Consider the following 16775-nt stretch of genomic DNA (forward strand, 5'->3'; position numbering starts at 1 on the left):
CTTGCGCCGCCGGGGAAAGCCGCCGCGCATCACGTACCGCAACACCCATACACGGACAACGATCACGGCACCTTTGGATTACTGGTCAATACATCCGGTCCCGCGACTATTCGGGCGTGGAGGTACGCACCGAGAACTGGATCGGATACCGGCCGGATGATCCGTTCGACGGGATCATCTCGATCGGCGCCTTCGAGCACTTCGCCCGGCCCGACGACACCCCGGCCGGGAAGCACGCCGTCTACCGCGACTTCTTCACCAAGTGCCACGAGTGGCTTCGTCCCGGCGGCCTGCTGTCACTCCAGACCGTCGCGTACGCCAACATGTCCGCCGAGGACGCCAGCCCGTTCTTCCAGCAGGAAATCTTTCCGAACGCCGAACTGCCGACGCTGGCCGAGATCAGCGCGGCCGCCGACGGGCTGTTCGAGATCCGGTCGCTGACCAACGGCCGGCTCGACTACGCCCGGACCTGCGAGGCCTGGGTGAGCCGGCTCAAGGCACGTCGCGAAGAGGCCGAGGCGCTGGTCGGACCGGAGATGACCGCCCGTTTCGTCCGTTACCTGACCATGTCCGCGGTGGGCTTCCGGATGGAGAAGCTCGGCCTGCTCCGGATCGTGCTCCGGCCGTACCGCCGTCACCGGTTCGGTTCATGACCGCGCCCGTCCGTTTCAACCCGTTCAGCCCGGATTTTCGGAACGACCCGTACCCGATTTACCGACGGCTGCGCGAGGATCGGCCGGTGCTGCGCACGCGGGGCCTGTGGGTGCTGACCCGGCATGCCGACGTGCGCGCGACGCTGACCGACCGTTCCTTCAGCGTCGGGCTCATTCCGCAACTGGTCAGCCGCAACGCCGTCCGGCACGGGCACGGCGATGTCGCCCAAATCGAGCGGCTTGGGCAGAAATCGCTTGTTTTCACCGACAATCCCGAGCACGCCCGGTTGAAAGGCATCGTGAACCGGATCTTCGGCCGCCCCGCTATCGCCGAGCTGCGCCCGCGGATCGCGGCCCGGGCCGACGAGCTGATCGAGGCGGCCGCCGGACGCGGCCGTCCGGACCTGATCGCCGGCTTCGCCGAGCCGCTGCCACTCGCCGTCATGTGTGACTGGATGGCCCTGCCTGACAGCATCCGGGCCCGGGTGGGCGGATGGACGCACGAGGTTCGGCACCTGCTCGAACCCAACCTGATGACGGGCGACGACCTGGCCCGCGTCCGCGACGTCGTCCGCGTCTTCGCGGCCGCGCTCGACGAGGTGGTCGCCGAGCGACGCCGGCGCCCCGGCGACGACCTGATCAGCCGGATGCTGGCCGCGCGCACGGCCGGCGGTGACGCCCTCAGCGCCGAGGAACTCGTCTTCCTGGCCATGATGTGCTTCGTGGCCGGCAACGAGACGACCACCGCGCTGATCGGCAACACCCTGCACGCGCTGGCGCGGCACCCCGACCAAGACGCCCGGCTGCGCGACCAGCCCGAGCTCACGCCGGCCGCGGTCGGCGAGGCGCTGCGCTATGACAGCCCGCTGCACCAGACCATGCGTCTGGCAACCCGCGACGTCGAGATCGGCGGTCAGCCGATGCGGGCCGGCGAACAGGTGCTGTTGTGCCTGGGCGCGGCCAATCGCGACCCCGCGGTCTTTCTCGATCCGGACGCGTTCGACCTCAGCCGAGACACCGGGCCCCAGGTGGGCTTCGGGCACGGCATGCACGCCTGCCTCGGCGCGGTGCTGGCGCGGCTCCAGGCCGAAATCGCGGTCGAGCGGTTGTACCGGCGAGCCCCCGGGCTGCGGGTCGACGTCGACGACCTCGAACGCCGAGACGACAGTTCGCTCCTGCGCGGCCTGCGGAAGCTGCCGGCCGTGCTTGGGAGGGTCGGGTGACGTTCCTGCCGGAGATCCTGACCACCCGGGCGGCGGAGCACCCGGACCGGCGGGCGTACGTGCACCTCGACGGCGACGGCGCCGAGGAAGCCGTCCTCACCTACGGCGAGCTCCACGCTCGCGCATCGGCGGTGGCCGAGTGGCTCACCTGGTCGACCCGGCCGGGTGACCGGGCCGTGCTGCTGTTCCCGCCCGGCCTGGACTTCATCGCCGCCTATTTCGGCTGCCTGTACGCGGGCGTGATCGCCGTTCCAGTCAACCGCCCCCGGACGCACAAAGTGCAGGACGTGACCCTCGGCGTGATCCGCGACTGTGAGCCGTCGGTCGCGCTCACGGTGAGCGCCCTGGAGCGCAACGTCCGGCGAAACATTCCGGTGCCCCTGCTCGCGGTCGACGAGCTCGGGCCGGGCGACCCTGCGATCCGCCCGGTCCAGATCGAGGCCGGATCGGTGGCGTTCCTGCAGTACACGTCGGGGTCGACCTCGGCACCCAAGGGGGTGATGGTCACCCACGGCAACCTGATCGCCAACGAGGAGATGATCCGTCGCAACTTCGGCCACGACGAGCGGTCCACGGTGGTCGGCTGGACGCCGCTCTATCACGACCAGGGCCTGATCGGGAATGCGCTGCAACCGCTCTTCGTCGGGGCCACCAGCGTCCTGATGTCCCCGATGACGTTCCTGCGCAATCCCCTGCGATGGTTGACGGTCATCTCGCAATACCGGGCGCGCACCAGCGGCGGACCCAATTTTGCGTACGAGGCGTGCCTCGCTCGGGCCGCGAAGGACGGCGTACCGGACGTCGACCTCAGCAGCTGGACGGTTGCCTACAACGGCGCCGAACCGCTGCGGTCCACGACGCTGACCCGGTTCGCCGAGACCTTCGGCCCGGTCGGCTTCCGTGCCGAGGCGCACCTGCCCTGCTACGGCTTGGCCGAGGCCACGCTGCTGGTCAGCGGAAGCGGGGCCGGGCGCGGTGCCCGTACCCGGGAAGCGTCCGTCGAGGCGCTGGGCGAAGGCCGCTTTGTCCCCGTGGCCGAGGGCACCGGCCGTACCCTTGTCGGCTCCGGTACCGTCGCGCCGGGCCAGGACGTCCGGATCGTCGACCCGGCGACCGGCAGCCTCGTGCCCCCGGACCGGGTCGGCGAGGTTTGGGTCACCGGCCCGAACGTGGCCGGCGGCTACTGGCGGCGGCCAGCGGAGACGACGGCGACCTTTCGGGCCGAGCTGCCAGAGGTGTCCGGCCGTACCTACCTGCGCACCGGTGACCTGGGCCTGCTGCTCGACGGCGAGCTTTACATCGTCGGCCGGGTCAAAGATATGATCATCATCCGGGGACGGAACTTCTATCCCCACGACATCGAGGACACCGTCCGGGCCGCCCACCCTGCCCTTGCCTCCGGGCCGTGCGCAGCCTTTGCGGTCGACGGCCCGGACGGCGAACAACTCGTCGTCATTCAGGAGATCGGCCGCGAGCAGCGCTGGGACGCCGACCCGGCCGACATCGGCGCCGCGATCCGCGCGGCCGTGGTGCGCGATCACGAGGTGGCGATGAGCGACCTCGTGCTCGTCATGCCCTCGGGCATCCAGCAAACCAGCAGCGGAAAGATCATGCGGCGCGCGGCCCGGACGCGGTACCTGGCCGGCGCCTTCGACCGATGGGAGCCCAGATGAACCCGATCGACGGACGGCCGGTGGCCACCCTCGAGGTCATGCGCGACATCATCGCCCAATCGCCGTTCAACGCGTTCCTGGGCGCCGAGATCCTGGTCTGCGCCGACGGCGTGGCCGAGCTCGCGGTCCCGATCCGGCCCGAGCTGACGCAGCACCACGGTTTCGTGCACGGCGCCGTGGTCGGCTGCGTCGCCGACAACGCCTGCGCGTGGGCGGCGGCGTCCGTGGCGGGGGACGTGCTGACCGCCGAGTACAAACTGAACCTGCTCGCCCCGGCGGTTGGCGACCGGTTGCTGGGCCGTGGCCGCGTCCTGCGCGCGTCCTCCCGCCTTGTCACCGCAGCCGCCGACGTCTACGCCGAACGCAACGGCACCGAACGGCACGTAGCGACCATGTTGGCCACCCTCATGCCGCTCGGGGCCCAGACCCCGTCCTGATCGTTCCGGGGCCCCGGCCGCCGAGACCGACCGGCCCCCTCAAGACGCCCAGTGGACACACCAGCTCGATCGGCGGGCCGTCGACGCGCTCAAGCGGCAGCGTCCCGGGCAGCGGGCACGGCAGGTCGTTGTCACCCGCTACGACGACCTCGACGGGTGTTCGTGGCGGCCGGGCCGATCCCGCCGCCGAGGTCGTCCACGAGGGACCCCTCGTCAATTACGCTAGGTCGCCTTGGTGTGACTGTTGGCATGTCCGCAGGTCAACGGGGGATCCAGGCAGGCGACGGCGATCCCGCGGTGACCGACGCGGTCGCCTGGCGGCGTTCAGCGACGGCGTGTTCGCCATCGTCATCACCCTGCTGGTGCTCGACCTGCGGGTGCCAGACCTCCACGAAGGCGGGTTGCGGGTAGGCCAGGCTGCGCCGTGCGGCGGTCGGCGCCGGAGCAGATCCGCGCGGCCGGCGACATCGCGGCGGCGCTGCGCGACCACCTCGGGCCGCGCGAAGACGCGTAGATCGCACGCGCCGCGTCGGCGCATGGAGGGCGGCACACCGGGTACGCCGCTGCGGCCGTCAAGCCCGACGCTCGCCGCGCAGCACGAGGAGTACCGACATGTCGATCGCGGGGCGGGCGCGACTCGCGCCGAACGTCTCCCTGGTGCTGCTGGCGTCGATCCTCGTGTCGTTTCCTGGCCGCCTCGGCGGCGCCGACCCCGCTCTACGGGATCTACCAGGAGCGCTGGCACTTCTCGCCGGTCACGACCACCGCGGTCTTCGCGGTCTACGCGCCTGCGGTGTTGGCATCGCTGCTCACCTTCGGCAAGCTCTCCGACCACGTCGGGCGGCAGCCGGTCCTGGCTGCCGCGATCGCCGTGTAGATCCTCTCGCTGTTGGTCTTCATCCTCGCCAACGGCGTACCCGCGCTGGTGGTCGCCCGCCTCGTGCAGGGGCTCGCGGCAGGCGCCGCCACGGGGGCCGTCGGCGCGGCCATGCTCGACATCGACCGTGCCCGCGGCACGCTCGCGAACTCGATCGCCCCCGGTCTCGGCACCGGCAGCGGCGCTCTGCTCTCGGCGCTGCTCATCCGCTACCTGCCCGCGCCGACCCGGCTGGTGGACGTCATCCTCCTCGCGCTCGTCGCCCTGTTCGGGCTGCGCAGGGCGACGAGGGCGGCACCTGGCTGATGCCTCGAACGCCGTACCTCGCCGAGGCGCAGGACATAGCGTGGTGATCGTCGGTGGTGGTGCGAGCGCCCAGGAGGTCGCGATGAGCCCGAAGGCTGGCCGGGGCGACCCGCGCGTCGCGAACCTGGACGTCAAGGTCGAGGTGATCGTCATCCCGGTGTCGGACGTCGACCGCGCGAAGCGGTTCTACCGGGGCCTTGGCTGGCGACTCGACCAGACGCCGCCCGGGATCGTCCAGTTCACGCCGCACGGCTCCGCGTGCTCGGTGCAGTTCGGCGCGCAGCTCACGTCGGCGACGCCGGGCTCGGCGACGGCGTACCTCGTCGTGTCGGACATCGAGGCGGCTCGCGAGACGCTGGTCAGCGCCGGCATCGAGGTGGGTGCCGTCTTCCACGTCACACCGGACGGGCCGGCCGACGGCCTCGACACGGAGCGCCGTAGCTACTTCTCGCGCGCCACGTTCCGCGACCCGGACGGCAACACCTGGCTGATGCAGGAGATCACGACGCGGCTGCCGGGGCGCGTCGAGAGCGACCTGACGTCGTACCGGTCCGCGACCGACCTGGCGGGCGCGCTGCGGCGCGCGGCGGCCGCCCACGGCGCGCACGAGGAGCGCACCGGCGAGCGGGACGAAGACTGGCCCGACTGGTACGCGGCGTACATGGTGGCCGAGGACTCAGGGGCGACGCTGCCCGAGTGAGCGACGCCCAGCCGCGCCTGGCCGGTCAATCGAGGCCGATGCGGGCACGGCTGTCGCAATCATCGGATGTATGCGCGGCGGATTGCCGGATGCATGCTGTCGTCGTGAGCGGCGATTCGCGCCACGCTTCCGACCGGGCCGCGCATCGGCCGACGCACGCCGCCGGGCAGCGGTGATCCACCAGCGATCGACCGTTGCCTATTGCGTGGCACCGGAGTAATCTTCCCGAAACACATCGGATGTTTGGCGTCCGAGGGTCTGCCAAACGGCCTGCGCAGCGAGGCCGGTGTCACCGCGCGGATCCACTATCGGGGGTCGTCGTTGTCGCGCTTGGGTGGCCGCATCGGTCACCGTTTGGAGGATCGATGTCAGACCTGACCCGGCGGCAGGCCCTCAAGATCGGCGCGGTCGGCGCGGGTGGCGCCCTGCTACCGCTGCCCTGGACGGCCACCGCCCAAGCCGACTCCGTCGCGCCGCCGCAGGTGCTGGCGGCCAACGACCTCGCCCTCTGGTACGACGAGGGCGCCGGCACGGACTGGCTGCGGGCCCTGCCGATCGGCAACGGCCGGCTCGGCGCCATGGTGTTCGGCAACGTCGACGCCGAGCGACTTCAGCTCAACGAGGACACCGTCTGGGCCGGCGGGCCGCACGACCCGAGCAACACCAGAGGCGCGGCCGCGCTGCCGGAGATCCGGCGACTCGTCAACGCCAACCAGTGGACGCAGGCCCAGGACCTCATCAACCAGACCATGATGGGCAACCCCGGCGGGCAGTTGGCATATCAGACCGTCGGCAACCTCCGGCTCGCCTTCGGCTCGGCCAGCGGGGCGTCCCAACACAACCGCACACTCGACCTCACCACCGCCACGGCCACGACCTCCTACGTCCTGGGCGGTATCCGCTACCAGCGTGAGGTCTTCGCGAGCGCGCCGGACCAGGTCATCGCGATGCGGCTGACCGCCGACCACAGCAATTCGATCAGCTTCACCGTCACCTTCGACAGCCCGCAGCGTACGACCGTGTCCAGTCCGGACGGCACGACGATCGGCCTCGACGGCGTCTCCGGCAGTCAGGAGGGCGTCACCGGTCAGGTCCGCTTCCTCGCGCTGGCCAACGCCACCGTCAACGGCGGCAGCGTGTCGAGCTCGGGCGGCACCCTGCGGGTCACCAACGCCACCAGTGTCGTCCTGTTGATCTCGATCGGCTCCAGCTACGTCAACTACCGCAACGTCGGTGGCGACTACGGGGGCATCGCCCGGCAACGCCTCAGCGCAGCGCGCGCCTACAGCTACGACCAGTTGCGCACCCGGCACGTCGCCGACTACCAGGCGCTGTTCGGACGGGTGACCCTCGATCTGGGTCGCACCTCCGCCACCGACCAGACGACCGACGTCCGCATCGCCCAGCACAACAGCGTCAACGACCCGCAGTTCTCCGCGCTGCTGTTCCAGTTCGGCAGGTACCTGCTGATCTCGTCGTCGCGGCCCGGCACCCAGCCGGCGAACCTCCAGGGCATCTGGAACGACTCGCTGACCCCCTCCTGGGACTCGAAGTACACGATCAACGCCAACCTGCCGATGAACTACTGGCCGGCCAACACGACCAACCTTGCCGAGTGCCACAACCCGGTCTTCGACATGGTCAGGGAACTCGCCGTCACCGGAGCGCGGACCGCCCAGGTGCAGTATGGCTCCGCCAGTGGCTGGGTCACCCACCACAACACCGACGCGTGGCGGGCCACCGCCGTCGTCGACGGCGCGTTCTGGGGCATGTGGCAGACCGGCGGCGCCTGGCTGTCCACGTTGATCTGGGACCACTACCTGTTCAACGGTGACATCGAGTTCCTGCGAACGAACTACCCGGCCATGAAGGGCGCGGCGCAGTTCTTCCTCAACACCCTGGTGACCGAGCCGACCCTCGGCTACCTGGTGACCAACCCGTCGAACTCGCCGGAGCTGAGCCACCACGCGAACGCCAGCGTGTGCGCCGGACCCACGATGGACAACCAGATCCTGCGGGACCTCTTCGACGGCGTCGCCCGCGCGAGCGAGATCCTCGACGTGGACAGCACCTTCCGGGCCCAGGTACGCGCCACCCGGGACCGCCTTCCGCCCATGAAGGTCGGCTCGCGCGGCAACATCATGGAGTGGCTCTACGACTGGGTGGAGACCGAGCCCAACCACCGGCACATCTCCCACCTCTACGGGCTCGCGCCCAGCAACCAGATCACCAAGCGCGGCACCCCCCAGTTGTTCGAAGCCGCCCGCCGTACGCTGGCGCTGCGCGGCGACGACGGCACCGGCTGGTCGCTGGCCTGGAAAATCAACTTCTGGGCGCGGATGGAGGAGGGCAAGCGGGCCCACGACCTGATCCGCTATCTCGCCACGACCGCCCGGCTCGCCCCCAACATGTTCGACCTGCACCCGCCCTTCCAGATCGACGGCAACTTCGGGGCCACGGCCGGCATCGCCGAGATGCTGCTCCAGAGCCACATCGGTGAGCTGCACATCCTGCCCGCGCTGCCGCCGGCCTGGCCCAGTGGACGGGTGACCGGCCTGCGGGGACGTGGTGGGCACACGGTCAGCATCACGTGGGCGAGCGGCACGGCCACCGAGGTGCTCGTGCGACCCGACCGTGCCGGCACGGTCCGCCTGCGGTCGCGGTTCCTGACCGGCACCGTCAGCGTCGTCGACACCGCCGACGGGACGTCGCCCCTGGTCACCCGGATCGAGTCCGACCTGGTCGAGGTGACTGTGCAGGCGGGACGCACCTACCGGGTCAGCAGCACGGGTGTCGCCACGCCGACGCTGGAGCAGAGCTTCACGAACGCGGGCATCAGCAACGACACCAACACCAGCGTCGCGAACTTCGACGGCAACGGCGCGAGTCTCTCCGCGCAGGCCCTGGCACAGGCCGGCGCCAGCCCGGGCAGCACGGTGAGCCGCAACGGGGTGAACTTCCGCTGGCCCAACGTCAGCCCCGGCACCGCCGACAACGCGATCGCCTCGGGCCAGACCATCGGCATCAGCGGCACCGGCAGCACGCTCGGCTTCCTCCTGACCGGCACGTACGGCGCGGTGTCGGGCACCGGCACGGTGGTGTACGCGGACGGCACCCGCCAGACGTTCACGCTCAGCACGCCCGACTGGTACGGCGGCCCGCAGTCCGGCGCGACAGCCGCCATCGTGTCCGCGTACCAGAACCGGCCCAACAACGCCCGCCAGGCCACGGCGGCCTGCGTCTACTACGTGGGCGTCGCGTTGCAGAGCAAGGCGGTGACCCAGGTCGTGCTGCCCAACATCAGCGCACGGGCCGCGGCGAACGTGCCGACGATGCACCTCTTCGCCATCGCGATCGGGTCCTGACACCGGCTCGCGCCGCGCCGCCGGGACGGCACGGTCACCGGCGGCGCGGCGTGATCAGTCCCGACTCGTACGCCCACACGACCAACTGGGCCCGGTTACGGCAGTGCAGCTTCGTCATGGCCCGGTTGACGTGCGTCTTGGCGGTCAACGGACTGATCACCATGCGCAGGGCGATCTCGTCGTTCGTCAGCCCTCGGGCGACCAGCTCGACGGTCTCCTGTTCGCGGGCGGTCAGCACGCCCCGACCGGCGGCCGGCACGGCGGGCGGTGGGCCGGCCACGAACTCGCTGATCAGCGTACGGGTCACGGCCGGCCCCCGTCGCGTGGCGGCGGGGGCCGGGCTGTGCGGTGCGGTTGGGTGCGCGTCAGCTGGTGCGACAGGTGATCGTCGGCCACGTCCAGTTGCCGTTGGCCATGACCGTGATGCCGAAGTTGTTGCCGTTGCCGTTCGGTCGGGCCGTCACGGTCCCGCTGGTGCCGCTGACGGACGCGTTCCAGCTGTTCTGGATGCTCTGACCGCCGTTGAGGCCGAGGCTGACGACCCAGTTGTTGGTGCCGCTGACCGCGACGTTCAGGTTGAACCGGTCACCCCACTGCTGGCCGGCGGAGAGCGTCGCGGTGCAGTTGCCGGTCCCCGGGTCGCCGGTGGTGGGGCCGGAGGTCGGCCCGGAGGTCGGGTTGCCGCCGCCGCCCTCCTGCACGGTGACGTCGGAGCTGCCGCTGCTCTGGTAGCCCTCGGTGGCCATGATCTGGTAGGCGTGGTTGGTACCGAGGTTCAGGCCGGCACGGGCCCAGGCGTCGAAGTGGTTGGCGGTGGTGATGGTGCCGCTCGAGCGCTTGTTCTGGCGGACGCTCCAGTACTGGTAGAACGTCTGGTTGCCGTCGATCGACGGGGCGTTGACCCGCTGGCTGCGCAGGATGTCGTAGGTGCCGCCGTCAGTGGTGACCGTGCCCATCCGCTGGGCGCCGTTGCTCGGGTTGTAGCTGCCGAAATTCTCCACCACGTAGTACTCGATGAGCGGGTTGCGCGTCCATCCGTACAGGGCGAGGTAGGTGTTGTTGTTCCCCGGGTTGTAGTTGGCCGAGTAGCTGACCGTCCGCCGCGAGCCGGTGGCCCAGCCCTTGCCGCCAACCCAGTTGTTGGTGCTCCGGTCCCAACTGCTGGAGTACCGGCCGTTTTCGCGCAGCGTCATGCTGGCGTTGCCGCCGTCCTTCCAGAAGGAGAAGTAGTAGCCGTTGTGCGTGCCGGTCAGGCTCGAGGTGAGCGTCCGGTCGGCCTCGGCGTACGCGCTGGTGGCCGTGACCGTGCCGGTGACGGCCAGGACGACCGCACAGGCGGCGCCGAGGAGCAGCCGCAGGCGGCCGCGTCTCGGCGCTGCGGTGGGGGTGTGGTCGGTGTCGATCATTGAGGTGTTTCCTCCTCGTCACGGCTGGCACGAGGCCAGCGGTGCGGTACGACCCGTCGGCTGTCGGGTGTTCGTGACGGCAACGGCGTCGCATCGCGTGGTGGTGGTTGACCGGATGTCCGGCACGACGACCGGGGGCGGCAGTCGCGGTGCGGGCAGTGACGGCGATTGAGCGTCGTCGATGGGGACGGTATTGAGCCAGTCGTCCACTTGTCAACATTTTCCGGAAGCGCCACGGCGGCGGCGGACCCGCCGTCATGCTCGATTGGGCCTACGTCCGGCGAGGTCAGTAGTCGATCGGAGGCGGAGGAGGCGATGGTGCCGCACGGTCGTTCCCCGGGCAACATCTGACGAATTTCGCCCGGAACTTCCGGAGATTTTCCGGACCTTAGTTGACGTGGCGTCGGGCCCGCGACGGCGGCGGCGCACGCCACCACCGGGTGAACCGGGAGTGAAAGCCGCGCCACGCCGGCGCGCGGGTGGCGGAAAACTTGATCCGTTCCAAAATAGTGAGCTAGTGTGCAGCGCGTGATGTCCGACCTCGAAGCGCAGCTGAGAGGGGTCTCGTTGCGAGTGACGCGACCCCGGCTGGCCGTGCTCGCGGTGCTGCGGGATCACCCCCACGTCGACACCGACACGGTGATCGCGCTGGTCCGGGCGGACCATCCCACCATCTCGCACCAGGCGGTGTACGACGTGCTGCGCGCGCTCACCGACGCGGGTCTGGTGCGGCGCATCCAGCCAGCCCGCGCGACCGCCCGCTACGAGTCCCGGGTGGGGGACAACCACCACCATGTCGTGTGCCGCTCCTGCGGCGCCATCGCCGACGTCGAGTGCGCCGTCGGCCACGCACCCTGTCTCACCGCCTCGAACGACCACGGCTTCGTGGTCGACGAGGCGGAGGTCGTCTACTGGGGCGTCTGCCCCGATTGCGCAGCCGACCGCAACTCCCAGCGATCCGCCAGTTCGGAAGGAAGTACATGAGCGACACCCAGGACAACGGCCCCACCAGCGCGCAGGGCGTGGACCAGAAGGCCGCGGCCGGCTGCCCGGTCGTGCACGACTCGGTGACCGCGCACGGCAGTGAGAGCGAGAACCCGGCGATCGACTCGCCGACCCCGAAGACCGGCGGTCGTCCGCGCACCAACCGTGACTGGTGGCCCAACCAGCTCGACCTCTCGGTCTTGCACGCCCACTCGTCGCAGGGCAATCCGCTCGGGCCGGACTTCAGCTACGCCGAGGAGTTCGCCAAGCTCGACGTCGAGGCCCTCAAGCGGGACATCACCGAGGTCCTCACCACCTCGCAGGACTGGTGGCCGGCCGACTTCGGCCACTACGGCGGCCTGATGATCCGCATGAGCTGGCACGCCGCGGGCACCTACCGCATCGAGGACGGCCGTGGTGGCGCCGGCGACGGCGGTCAGCGCTTTGCCCCGCTCAACAGCTGGCCGGACAACGCCAACCTGGACAAGGCCCGCCGCCTGCTGTGGCCGGTCAAGCAGAAGTACGGCCAGAAGATCTCCTGGGCGGACCTGCTGGTGCTCACCGGCAACGTGGCCCTGGAGTCGATGGGGTTCAAGACGTTCGGCTTCGGCTTCGGTCGTGAGGACGTGTGGGAGCCTGAGGAGATCTTCTGGGGCCCGGAGGACACCTGGCTGGGTGACGAGCGGTACGCCTCCGAGAAGGAGATGGCGGCCGGCGTCGGCTCGACCGAGATGGGCCTCATCTACGTCAACCCGGAGGGTCCCCGCGGCAACGCGGACCCGGCTGCGGCAGCGCACTTCATCCGCGAGACCTTCGGCCGGATGGCGATGAACGACGAGGAGACCGTCGCCCTCATCGCCGGTGGCCACACCTTCGGCAAGACCCACGGCGCCGGGGCCGCGGACACCCACGTGGGCCCGGAGCCCGAGGGCGCCCCGATCGAGGCGCAGGGCCTGGGCTGGCTGAGCACCCACGGCACCGGCAAGGGCGCCGACACGATCACCAGTGGTCTCGAGGTGACGTGGACCGACGTGCCCACGCAGTGGAGCAACCGCTTCTTCGAGATCCTGTTCGGCTACGAGTGGGAGCTGACCACCAGCCCCGGTGGCGCGAAGCAGTGGGTCGCCAAGGACGCCGAGGAGATCATCCCGGACCCGTTCGACCCGTCGAAGAAGTACCGGCCGACGATGCTCACGACCGACCTGTCGCTGCGCGTCGACCCGGCGTACGAGAAGATCTCGCGCCGCTTCCTGGAGAACCCCGACCAGTTCGCGCTGGCCTTCGCCAAGGCCTGGTACAAGCTGCTGCACCGCGACATGGGTCCGATCGAGCGCTTCCTCGGGCCGTGGGTCGCCGAGGCGCAGCTGTGGCAGGACCCGGTGCCGGCCGTCAACCACGAGCTGGTGGGTGACGCCGACATCGCCGCCCTCAAGGCGAAGGTCCTCGACTCGGGCCTCACGGTCGAGCAGCTGGTCTCCACCGCGTGGGCCTCCGCCGCGAGCTTCCGCAACACCGACAAGCGCGGCGGCGCCAACGGCGCGCGCATCCGCCTGGAGCCGCAGCGCAGCTGGGAGGTCAACCAGCCCGAGCAGCTGGCGACCGTCCTGAGCACGCTGGAGGGCATCCAGCAGGAGTTCAACGCCGCCGGCGGGGCGAAGATCTCGCTCGCCGACCTGATCGTGCTGGCCGGTTCGGCCGCCGTCGAGAAGGCGGCGCGCGACGGAGGCGTCGAGGTGACCGTGCCGTTCCGGCCGGGCCGCACCGACGCCACCCAGGAGCAGACCGACGTCGCCTCCTTCCGGGTCCTCGAGCCGCGCGCGGATGGTTTCCGCAACTACCTGCGCGCCGGTGAGAAGACCCAGCCGGAGGTGCTGCTCATCGACCGCGCCTACATGCTGAACCTGAGCGCACCGGAGATGACCGTCCTCGTCGGCGGCCTGCGCGCGCTCGGGAACAACGTCGGTGGTGCGTCGCACGGCGTCCTCACCGACCGGCCCGGCGTGCTCACCGGGGACTTCTTCGCCAACCTGCTCTCCCCGGGCACCCGGTGGAAGGCGTCGGAGTCCGACGAGCACGTGTACGAGATCCGGGACCTGGCCACGGACGAGGTGAAGTGGACCGCCACGGCGGTCGACCTCATCTTCGGCTCCAACTCCCAGCTGCGCGCCCTCGCCGAGGTCTACGCGAGCCAGGACGCGCGCGAGAAGTTCGTGCGCGACTTCGTCGCCGCCTGGACGAAGGTCATGGAGCTCGACCGGTTCGACATCGCCTGATCCTGCGCGACCTGACGAGCCCCGGCCGATCCGTCCGCGATCGGCCGGGGCTCGTCCGTGTCTCGCGCCGCAGGGTCTCGCGCCGCAGGGCCTCGCGCCGCCGCGCGGGCGGCGGCGCGCGGCCGTAGAGGACAGTAAACGTCGGACGAGTTTGCGATGCTGTGCCCGTCTACCAGCCCGACAGCACCTGACGTGAAGGAGCACCGCGATGGCGAAGGTCATCTCCACGCTGTTTATCTCGGCCGACGGCGTGGCCGAGATCGACCCCGACTGGCACTTCCCGTACTTCGACGAGAACATGGGCCGCGCCGTCACCGAGGACTACGACACGTCCGACGTGTTGCTCATCGGTCGGGTGACCTACGACAGCTTCGCCGGGGCCTGGCCCGACCGGGAGGCTGCGGGTGGCGAGGACGCCGGGTTCGCCAAGCAGCTCGGTGACGTCCGCAAGGTCGTCGTCTCCCGCCAGCCGCTGGACTTCTCCTGGCGCAACTCCGAGCTCGTCGCCGGCGACCTCCCCGAGGCCGTCGCCGCGCTCAAGGCCGACTCCGGGATCAAGGGCATCCTCATCCCCGGGTCGATCTCGGTCGTGCAGCAGCTCCTCGCCGCCGGGCTGGTCGACGAGCTGCGTCTGCTGGTGCACCCGGTGGCGGCGCGCAAGGGCCGCAGGCTCTTCGACGACGGCGACTCGCCGTACCACCTGCGGGTGACCGCGACCGAGGTGTTCCCGACGGGCGTCCTCCGCGTGATCTACGCGCCGACCGCGGCACCCGGCGCGGTCGGCTACGACGAGGTCGTGGACCAGGTGCCCGCGGGGAAGTAGGGCCTGACGGCGTCTCGCTGTACGTCGACGCCGAGCTGCCCACCACCGCGCCGACGCGACCCGCCAACCCATAAGACGTGCCAACCTCGCCCTCGGTCGGCGCGGGGAACGTGCGAACCCATGAGACGTGCGAGCCACGACCAGCAGAGGGGGCAAGGCCGCCTTGCCCCCTCACGCGGGTCCCGACACCACTGATGCTGGCTGACGGCTAGCTGACAGACCATCCCGCAATTATGGAAGATCATGGATGTTTGTTCGCTACAAGTAGGTAGCACGTGCGAACTCCCTCTCTCGTCCGGCTCGCGGCGGTATCGACCCTGTCCGCAGTCCTACTCGCGGCGTCTCCAGCCCAGGGCGCCGCTGCGGATCCGGCAGCTACCGAGCCGGCCGGCACCGCCGTTACCGTTACGACCAGCGACGCCGCGGCCAGGGCCGGCCTGGCCCTCGTTGTCGACAAGGACACCGGCCAGTGGCGTTTCCAGCAGGGCACCGCGTCGGGGATGACACTGAACTATCCGGTGTCCTACTGCTATGGGAACTTCACCAACCCCCGGCTGCTCGGCTCGTCGACGCTGGAGTTCGGCGGGGCGCAGACCTGCGACAACGCCCGAGACTGGCCACACCGCATCGTGGTCGAGCTGCAGAGCACCTGCTCCGACATCTGGTGCATCGTTTTTCAGGACGAGGGGTCGATCGACTCGCAGTGGCGCAGCGCCCGGGTCGCGAACGCTTTCGGTGGTCTCGGCTGCGACAACTCCGACCGCCGCAAGTACCGGCTCTCGACCGACGTGTACGCCCGAGGCATCTACATCGGCAACGTCCTGAGCACGACCGAACCGATCCTGTCCTGCTCAATGTGACCCTCGTGCAGGAGGCGGGCGGTTAGCGTGACCGGCATGACGATCGCGGACCCCCGCCTCCTGCGCCCGCCGGCCGTACTCGGCCGGATCGCTGGTCTCACCCTGCTGCACTGGGGTGTGCTCGACAGCCCACACGGGCTGTCGCTGGTGGTCGAGGTCGTCGACGAGGACAACACCGGCGCCTTGCAGACAGGACCGTGGAAAGACCCGCAGACCGACAACCTCTCGATACACGCCACCACCGGCGACGCTGACCCGATCTATCCCAAGACCATGGCCCGTTTTACCGGCCCGGCCTGGCAACGATGGATGATCACCTTCGACCGCTACGACCGTCCGGCACGAGTCAACGCCTCTACCGCGACGCTCACGATCACACTCCGACCCCTCGACCTGGACGTCGTCATCGACCTCACTGATGCCGCTCGCTGATCCAGAACTCGACGTGGGCCGGCATCCGCCGCCATCGCCCAGGATGCTCACTGGTGCCACATGATCTGTGCCCCGACGCTCCCGTCACCATCGGCGGCGTCCGATCGATACTCACGGCAAGGGATCGCGCTGTCGACGGTCACGTGCCACCTCTGCCGCACCTGACCCGTCGACGACGCGCAGCACGGGCCGGCATCCAGGGGGTGGATGCCGGCCCGTGCGGTGTTCCCGCTGGCTACTGGTGTTTGCTGGCGAAGGCGAAGAAGAACAGCATCAGGATCAGCCCGAACCAGAAGTTCCAGATCGAGTTCAGGCGGTAGTAGCCGCGTACCGGCTTTCCACCGCGCTTGTGGGGACTGACGAACGGCATGACGCCTCCGTGATCATCTCGCTACCGAACGGCATGCATGGATATCACGGGGCGCCGACAGTCTGACGCGCACCCAGGAGCCGGTGGCGCGGCGCGGTGGTCGCTACGGCGCGACCGGGGTCCAGGCGCTGACCGCACCCAGCATGAGCAGGGCGGGCACGACCAGGAGCAACTCGGCCGCCGACCCGGTCCGAAAGCGCAGCGGCGCCCACATGCCCCACGGCGCCCAGCGGCAGCCCCGGATCCGGATCGGCCACAGCAGCGGCACCCGGGTGAAGGTCAACGCGTCACCGAGGGAATGCACCAGACATCCCAGACCTAGCCCGAGTTTCCTAGATAAGTTGATCTTGGCTGGAGACTTCGCTGGTCAGACCTTGTTTCGACGCCGGTTTG

Annotated in this window: 15 protein-coding genes and 3 pseudogenes; 14 read left to right on the forward strand and 4 right to left on the reverse strand. The window is 69.8% G+C overall.

Going from position 1 to position 16775, the window contains the following annotated elements; translation table 11 throughout:
- Nucleotides 1-116: 116 nt before the first annotated feature.
- The 8 genes and pseudogenes from ACLQ24_RS24150 (at nt 117) to ACLQ24_RS24185 (ending at nt 9234) form a co-directional block, all read left to right on the forward strand.
- Complete coding sequence (locus tag ACLQ24_RS24150) at nt 117-653, forward strand: class I SAM-dependent methyltransferase (RefSeq protein WP_425893989.1); 537 nt, start codon at nt 117-119, stop codon at nt 651-653.
- Entirely contained in the window at nt 650-1876 is a 1227-nt protein-coding gene (locus tag ACLQ24_RS24155) for a cytochrome P450 (protein WP_425893990.1), read from the forward strand. The genes ACLQ24_RS24150 and ACLQ24_RS24155 overlap by 4 nt, the downstream gene beginning before the upstream one ends.
- Nucleotides 1873-3549, forward strand: coding sequence for a fatty acyl-AMP ligase (locus tag ACLQ24_RS24160; protein ID WP_425893991.1), 1677 nt, complete (start codon nt 1873-1875; stop codon nt 3547-3549). The genes ACLQ24_RS24155 and ACLQ24_RS24160 overlap by 4 nt, the downstream gene beginning before the upstream one ends.
- Nucleotides 3546-3986 (forward strand): PaaI family thioesterase, encoded by a 441-nt coding sequence (locus ACLQ24_RS24165; RefSeq protein ID WP_425893992.1) that lies wholly within the window; start codon nt 3546-3548, stop codon nt 3984-3986. The genes ACLQ24_RS24160 and ACLQ24_RS24165 overlap by 4 nt, the downstream gene beginning before the upstream one ends.
- 128 nt (nt 3987-4114) lie before the next feature.
- Nucleotides 4115-4363: pseudogene (locus ACLQ24_RS24170) on the forward strand (TMEM175 family protein); the annotation flags it as partial.
- A 512-nt stretch (nt 4364-4875) separates the two neighbouring features.
- Nucleotides 4876-5169, forward strand: coding sequence for a hypothetical protein (locus ACLQ24_RS24175; RefSeq protein WP_425894005.1), 294 nt, complete (start codon nt 4876-4878; stop codon nt 5167-5169).
- Between the two features lie 82 nt (nt 5170-5251).
- Nucleotides 5252-5869, forward strand: a complete 618-nt coding sequence (locus ACLQ24_RS24180) for a VOC family protein (protein ID WP_425894004.1) — start codon at nt 5252-5254, stop codon at nt 5867-5869.
- Nucleotides 5870-6234: 365 nt separating this feature from the next.
- On the forward strand, nt 6235-9234 hold the full coding sequence (locus ACLQ24_RS24185; protein WP_425893994.1) for a glycoside hydrolase family 95 protein: 3000 nt from the start codon (nt 6235-6237) through the stop codon (nt 9232-9234).
- Nucleotides 9235-9268: 34 nt separating this feature from the next.
- Here the strand turns inward: ACLQ24_RS24185 and ACLQ24_RS24190 are convergent.
- Together ACLQ24_RS24190 and ACLQ24_RS24195 are read right to left on the reverse strand one after the other, a co-directional pair.
- Nucleotides 9269-9547: pseudogene (locus tag ACLQ24_RS24190) on the reverse strand (response regulator transcription factor); the annotation flags it as partial.
- A gap of 52 nt (nt 9548-9599) precedes the next feature.
- Nucleotides 9600-10640: a glycoside hydrolase family 11 protein gene (locus ACLQ24_RS24195; protein ID WP_425893995.1), complete on the reverse strand. Its 1041-nt coding sequence runs from the start codon at nt 10638-10640 to the stop codon at nt 9600-9602.
- On the opposite strand from ACLQ24_RS24195, the gene ACLQ24_RS24200 reads away from it, so the two are divergent.
- The 6 genes from ACLQ24_RS24200 (at nt 10630) to ACLQ24_RS24225 (ending at nt 16012) form a co-directional block, all read left to right on the forward strand.
- On the forward strand, nt 10630-10812 hold the full coding sequence (locus ACLQ24_RS24200; protein ID WP_425893996.1) for a hypothetical protein: 183 nt from the start codon (nt 10630-10632) through the stop codon (nt 10810-10812). The genes ACLQ24_RS24195 and ACLQ24_RS24200 overlap by 11 nt on opposite strands.
- A 359-nt stretch (nt 10813-11171) precedes the next feature.
- Nucleotides 11172-11624: a Fur family transcriptional regulator gene (locus ACLQ24_RS24205; protein ID WP_425893997.1), complete on the forward strand. Its 453-nt coding sequence runs from the start codon at nt 11172-11174 to the stop codon at nt 11622-11624.
- Nucleotides 11621-13897 (forward strand): catalase/peroxidase HPI, encoded by a 2277-nt coding sequence (gene katG, locus ACLQ24_RS24210; RefSeq protein ID WP_425893998.1) that lies wholly within the window; start codon nt 11621-11623, stop codon nt 13895-13897. Before ACLQ24_RS24205 ends, katG begins: the two co-directional genes overlap by 4 nt.
- 208 nt (nt 13898-14105) lie before the next feature.
- Nucleotides 14106-14720, forward strand: a complete 615-nt coding sequence (locus ACLQ24_RS24215) for a dihydrofolate reductase family protein (RefSeq protein ID WP_425894000.1) — start codon at nt 14106-14108, stop codon at nt 14718-14720.
- Between the two features lie 275 nt (nt 14721-14995).
- Nucleotides 14996-15580, forward strand: a complete 585-nt coding sequence (locus tag ACLQ24_RS24220) for a hypothetical protein (RefSeq protein WP_425894001.1) — start codon at nt 14996-14998, stop codon at nt 15578-15580.
- Between the two features lie 36 nt (nt 15581-15616).
- A complete protein-coding gene (locus ACLQ24_RS24225) occupies nt 15617-16012 on the forward strand; it encodes a hypothetical protein (protein ID WP_425894002.1) in 396 nt (131 codons plus the stop codon).
- Between the two features lie 235 nt (nt 16013-16247).
- Here ACLQ24_RS24225 and ACLQ24_RS24230 read toward each other — a convergent pair whose 3' ends face one another.
- Nucleotides 16248-16382 (reverse strand): hypothetical protein, encoded by a 135-nt coding sequence (locus tag ACLQ24_RS24230; RefSeq protein ID WP_425894003.1) that lies wholly within the window; start codon nt 16380-16382, stop codon nt 16248-16250.
- 103 nt (nt 16383-16485) lie between these two features.
- Nucleotides 16486-16704: pseudogene (locus ACLQ24_RS24235) on the reverse strand (hypothetical protein); the annotation flags it as partial.
- Nucleotides 16705-16775: the final 71 nt, after the last annotated feature.

Source organism: Micromonospora sp. DT4 (assembly GCF_049841675.1).
Lineage (GTDB): Bacteria > Actinomycetota > Actinomycetes > Mycobacteriales > Micromonosporaceae > Micromonospora.

Coding starts and splice junctions, on each gene's coding strand:
- ACLQ24_RS24230 (WP_425894003.1), bottom strand. CDS start 16,382: ATGCCGTTCGTCAGTCCCCACAAGCGCGGTGGAAAGCCGGTACGCGGC.
- ACLQ24_RS24205 (WP_425893997.1), top strand. CDS start 11,172: ATGTCCGACCTCGAAGCGCAGCTGAGAGGGGTCTCGTTGCGAGTGACG.
- ACLQ24_RS24155 (WP_425893990.1), top strand. CDS start 650: ATGACCGCGCCCGTCCGTTTCAACCCGTTCAGCCCGGATTTTCGGAAC.
- ACLQ24_RS24215 (WP_425894000.1), top strand. CDS start 14,106: ATGGCGAAGGTCATCTCCACGCTGTTTATCTCGGCCGACGGCGTGGCC.
- katG (WP_425893998.1), top strand. CDS start 11,621: ATGAGCGACACCCAGGACAACGGCCCCACCAGCGCGCAGGGCGTGGAC.
- ACLQ24_RS24225 (WP_425894002.1), top strand. CDS start 15,617: ATGACGATCGCGGACCCCCGCCTCCTGCGCCCGCCGGCCGTACTCGGC.
- ACLQ24_RS24165 (WP_425893992.1), top strand. CDS start 3,546: ATGAACCCGATCGACGGACGGCCGGTGGCCACCCTCGAGGTCATGCGC.
- ACLQ24_RS24195 (WP_425893995.1), bottom strand. CDS start 10,640: ATGATCGACACCGACCACACCCCCACCGCAGCGCCGAGACGCGGCCGC.
- ACLQ24_RS24180 (WP_425894004.1), top strand. CDS start 5,252: ATGAGCCCGAAGGCTGGCCGGGGCGACCCGCGCGTCGCGAACCTGGAC.
- ACLQ24_RS24185 (WP_425893994.1), top strand. CDS start 6,235: ATGTCAGACCTGACCCGGCGGCAGGCCCTCAAGATCGGCGCGGTCGGC.